Genomic DNA, 4,291 nt, shown 5'->3' with positions numbered 1-4,291 from the left:
TAAAGGCCGACGCCTGCGGAGCGGTTTAGCACAAACATTTTTTTGATTACCGATCGCGGACCGGCCCCGACCGGCCTGTTCACGCGTCAGTGGCCGCGATCGCCAACCAAAAAAATCTCTGCTCTATTGACTGCAGTCAATAGGCTCGAGAACACCGCGCTCTACGTCCAGGTGGCCACCGACCTGCTGCACGAGGTCACCAGTCCACTGGACCGTCTGCCCTCGGAGTAGGCCCGCGTTGTAGCGCCTCATGCTGGAGGTTGCGGACATCTTCCGCAGCCACGGGCCAGCGTGGCGGGCCACGGCACGCCTGAGCCCGGGGCAGCTGAAGGTCATGTCGGCCATCGAACGGTGCCGCACGGCGGCACTGGGCGGACATGTGCTGCGTTGTCCAGGTTGCGCAAGCTCAGAGGTGTCCTTCAACTCGTGCCGGGACCGGCATTGCCCGAAGTGCCAGGCCAGCGCCGCACATCGCTGGCTGGAGGCACGCCAGGCCGACCTGCTACCCGTCGAATACTTCCACGTCGTCTTCACACTGCCCGCCGCCATCAGTGCGATCGCCTGGTACAACAAGCGGATCATCTACGGCCTGCTGCTCGACATCGCCGCCGACACGCTGCGCACGATCGCCGCCGATCCCCGGCACCTCGGCGCCTGGATCGGCGCCACGCTCGTCCTGCACACCTGGGGCTCCGCACTCACGCATCATCCGCACGTGCACGGCATCGTCCCCGGCGGCGGACTCTCGCCCGATGGCGAGCGCTGGATCGCCTGCCGGCCCGGCTTCTTCCTGCCCGTGCGCGTGCTCTCACGCCTGTTCCGCCGGCGCTTCCTCGAAGCGCTCGAAGTGGCCCACCGGCATGGCCAGCTGCAGTTCTTCGGCGAGTACACCGGGCTCGCGGACCCCGCCACCTTTGCCCGGTGGCTTGCGCCGCTGCGTAGCTGCGAATGGGTGGTCTACGCCAAGCGCCCGTTCGCCGGACCGAAGGCGGTGCTCGAGTACCTGTCGCGCTACACGCACCGCGTGGCCATCTCCAACCAGCGCCTCATCGCATTCGATGAGCGCGGTGTGACGTTCCGCTGGAAGGACTACCGCGCGAAGGGACGCACCCGCTACAAGACCATGACGCTGGAGGCCGGCGAATTCATACGCCGCTTCCTGCTTCATGTGCTGCCCGCTGGTTTCCACCGGATCCGTCACTACGGGCTGCTCGCCAACCCGGTGCGCCGCGCCAGTCTCGCGAAGGTGCGCGATCTGCTGCACGTCGCACCCGGGATCAGCCCGTCACCGGACGAGGCCATCACCGCAACCCGGCCCGTCTTCATCTGCCGTCACTGCGGCGCACCGATGATCGTCATCGACATCCTCGCGCGCAGCGCGCCGATCCGCGCACCGCCGCGGTGCCGGGGTCAGACATGAGCACTACGGTTCCCCGGTATCTGAACCGACCGTCGGCTTCGCGGCAACGCGGCCCACGAGCGGACGTTTGCGCCTGGCACTCCGCGAAGCGCCTCCGACGTCCGCTTCACCACCGCGATCGCACGACAATATCACTTCGCTACCGCGTCAGCGCCCGCCCGGCATCCCGCCCGGCCACACCACATCCGACACTGCTGGGCATCCTGACCTATCAATCGCCATAGCGGCGAGTTCCGACCTCATCGGAGCACTCCGCGGTTTCCTCCATCGGGCTTATTCGACGCCTGCCGACACGCGCAGAGGCATTCACATTCCTGCGGCCGATGGCAGGCATCGAATAAACCTAAACGAACGAAGACTGCTACGGCCTGTCGGCTTCACGAGACTGGCCGGACAGCGGGACCGCGCGCCGACGGCTGGCGCTATCGGTTGCCCGCGGAAGCTCGGAAGGCTGGATCATCCAGATCGATTTTGTTCAGTTCGTCCCCTTGGGCGAGGCTGGACACTGGAATAGCCAGCCGGTCCTGCGCATTAAGACGCTTTCGCGCACGCAGGCGTGGGCGATCGCCGCCGTTGTCTCGCGGATGCTCGACCTCGACTGATTCAATTTTCTTCACTTTTTTTGCAATCCCGGACGGGGCCAATCTCCCTTGATGGGGTGTTGGCCCCGTTCCATTTTTGCGGAGCCAACATGTACCAACTCTCGATTCCCGGCCAGGTCTTCACGACCCCGACGCTCTCCGGGGTGTTCGCGCTGTTCGCCAACGAGGCGGTCCAGGCAACTGAGACCACTTTGATCAATCTGGAGGGCGGTGCGGCCGCAGTACGCGTGACGCGATACAACGGCACGCTCGGCATCCGTCGTGACGGCACGGCCGCAGAAATCCTCGCGGCACTATTCGACGAAGTCCGTTCGCTGTGGCTATCGACCTATGGCCTTGAGCCGAAGCCCTGGCAGATCCGCGCGTCGCACTGGGAACTGCTGTTCGTAATTTTCGAACTTGCGCGCACGCCAACCCGGCTCCTATCGACCGACCAGATCGATGCGCAAAAATCGGCCGCACGTGAAGCGCGCCAGTTCTTCAACCTGCTGTCGCTATTCAATGACGTGGCCATGGAACGCTTCGGCTTTGCCAGCGGCGGTCCTTGTGTGCCGGGAGGCAGGACGAACGGACGACATGAGGTGCACATCGCCTATGCGCTGCTGCGCAACGAGCAAATTCCCGAAGCGGTGCTCTCGGAATACCGGGCGATGGACAGGGCATTCCGTTACGACCTGGAATGGGCGTCGACGTTGCTGGAGCTTCCGACGCTACGCGGGCGGCTGCCGGCGGCGAAACTGCAGCAGCTGGTGTCCGTGATGCGTGCAGCGAAACAGCCGGTCACGACAGAAACGGTCGACGGTCTGGTGGACGCTGTCGCCGGCGTATCCAATGCGCCGGACTTCATCGAGGTCGATGATGCGCTGTTCGCGGCGGGGCTCCTGCAGGTTGACCCATTGCCGGAGATGTTCGACAAGCCGGTATCGGTCGGACAGCCGGTCAATGCGCTGGCGGCCCGGCGTCGTGAACTGATCGCCGACTGGCGCCGGGAGAAGAAGCTGGACCATGCGGATTTGCAGCGCACACAGGGGCGGCTCAGTGCGCGTCGGCACGCGCTGGAACGTTCGATGGCGTTGCTCGCACACGGGCGTGAGACGTTCGAGTGGCCGAACCGTGTCGCCGTTGCACTGGAGTCGCGCGATGTGGCAAGTCTGCTGAACATCCTCGACACGCCTGACGATCACAACCCTAGCAGCAAGCAGGTCGTGCTCGAGTTCCATGGCCTGAAGTTGCGAGGCCTGAACGGGAAGACCCGACGTCGTGCGATCTTCGAACTGTGCGGACTCGACGGGACTGCACAGGCCGCATGGGAAGCGAGCGAGCTTTCGCGCAAGCAGGCGGAGCGCAAGGAGCAGGATGCGCAGCGTGCGAAGGAAGCCGCGCAGAATGCCCGCTATAAGCGCGGCGACGGCGTCGTGATCGATGGCGCCCAGCATGTCGAGGACGCGATCGCATCGGGGTTTCGGGAGATTCGGGACTGGCGCAAGGGGGCGAGCACACAGTACGCGCTCGTCAACACGGAGCTTAACGAGGCGCGTCGTCTGCAGGTAAAGGATGGCACGCTGGATTACGCCCGCGCGATACTCGAACGGCGTGCAGCCTGAGGAGGGGACATGCGATTCGATCGTACTCCGAAGGCGGAAGGCCTTCGCTGGACTTCGCGGATGCAAGCCTTGCATCTGAGCCGTCAGGATCGGGCTCGCGAAAAGATCGACCGTGCTTACCCGCTCTTCAGCGATCAGCTCGAGGTGCCCCAGGCGCTTTCGGTTGAAGAAGAGCGGGAACGGCGCGAACGGCTGCTGTACCAGAGCGAGCAACGCATGCGCGATCTGTACGCCCAGCAATGGCGTCGCCTGCCTCGCGAGTACTTCGCATGCACAGCCGACGTGCGCGCGCGGATCATGGAGGTCTGGAAGGCGTGGCGCGGTCCGGCCAATCCTGTCTGTTTCGCCTACGTGATCGAGCAGCACAACGGCGTGGGCGAGGAGAAGTCCCGGCGGCACCGCGAGCGGGAAGCGGCGATGATCGCGAGAATCGATGCAGCACGGGCCGCGCAGACAGCGTTGCTCTGACTGCATTTTCCTGAACCACAGCCGGCGCATATGCGCCGGCTTTTTTTTCGTCCTGGCCTGACGCGAGAAGTCTAAGGCATTGCTGATCAAGTCCACCGCATAGCTACTCGGAGCGTTATAGAGCGGAGTGGATAAGGAAGGCAGAACAGGATGAAGCAGCAGACGCTGGCGATGGCAGCTGACGAAGGTGCGGGTTT

Annotated in this window: 3 protein-coding genes; all 3 read left to right on the top strand. The window is 64.2% G+C overall.

Going from position 1 to position 4,291, the window contains the following annotated elements:
- The first annotated feature begins 250 nt into the window (after nucleotides 1-250).
- The 3 genes from AB3X94_RS41250 (at nucleotide 251) to AB3X94_RS41240 (ending at nucleotide 4,094) form a co-directional block, all read left to right on the top strand.
- Entirely contained in the window at nucleotides 251-1,420 is a 1,170-nt protein-coding gene (locus AB3X94_RS41250) for an IS91 family transposase (protein WP_368593925.1), read from the top strand.
- 556 nt (nucleotides 1,421-1,976) lie between these two features.
- On the top strand, nucleotides 1,977-3,626 hold the full coding sequence (locus AB3X94_RS41245) for a hypothetical protein (RefSeq protein WP_368614426.1): 1,650 nt from the start codon (nucleotides 1,977-1,979) through the stop codon (nucleotides 3,624-3,626).
- Nucleotides 3,627-3,635: 9 nt separating this feature from the next.
- Entirely contained in the window at nucleotides 3,636-4,094 is a 459-nt protein-coding gene (locus AB3X94_RS41240; RefSeq protein ID WP_368593927.1) for a hypothetical protein, read from the top strand.
- The last annotated feature ends 197 nt before the right edge of the window (nucleotides 4,095-4,291 follow it).

Origin of the sequence: Paraburkholderia sp. BR10923, from assembly GCF_040948765.1 — a bacterium.
Classification (GTDB): Bacteria; Pseudomonadota; Gammaproteobacteria; order Burkholderiales; family Burkholderiaceae; genus Paraburkholderia; species Paraburkholderia youngii.
The sequence above is the reverse complement of the archived record's forward strand: the minus strand, read 5'-3'. Positions and strand labels throughout refer to the sequence as shown.

Coding starts and splice junctions, on each gene's coding strand:
- AB3X94_RS41250 (WP_368593925.1), top strand. CDS start 251: ATGCTGGAGGTTGCGGACATCTTCCGCAGCCACGGGCCAGCGTGGCGG.
- AB3X94_RS41240 (WP_368593927.1), top strand. CDS start 3,636: ATGCGATTCGATCGTACTCCGAAGGCGGAAGGCCTTCGCTGGACTTCG.